This window comes from Sphingobium sp. LMC3-1-1.1, from assembly GCF_040676285.1.
Classification (GTDB): Bacteria; Pseudomonadota; Alphaproteobacteria; order Sphingomonadales; family Sphingomonadaceae; genus Sphingobium.
The window spans coordinates 1-370 of record NZ_JBEGHQ010000065.1; the positions used below are offsets into that span (position 1 = coordinate 1).

The following is a 370-nucleotide window of genomic DNA, read 5'->3' on the forward strand; positions in this document are numbered from 1 at the left end:
GTGCTTGATGACAAACTCGTCGAACAGTCCGAGCTCATAACCGTGTCCAATGTACCCAACCTCCTGGGCGTGACAGTCTTGAACGGCGCGTCTTTCGGGCGACAGCTCCCGCCCCGATCCTTGGAGATCGATCCCGCCGTGATCACGGACCAGGAAGTTCAAACCTCGCTGTGCGTGACTGAGACCGTAGTTCCAGGGTATCCGCCCTCGGTTTCGACGGTGGCTTCCAGTTGATTGGCCAGCGCTTCGACAATGCTGGTGCCAAGACCCGGCCTGGCGTCCGCCAGCGACTCCGGTGTGCCCACGCCGTTGTCGCTGACTGACAATGTCCAGTTTGCTTCATGGGAGTGGTAATCGACCAGGATCTTGC

1 pseudogene is annotated in these 370 nt (G+C 59.5%); it reads right to left on the minus strand.

From position 1 onward, the window contains the following. Positions 1-158: 158 nt before the first annotated feature. Positions 159-370 (minus strand): annotated as a pseudogene (locus MRBLMC3_RS19990) (histidine kinase); the annotation flags it as partial.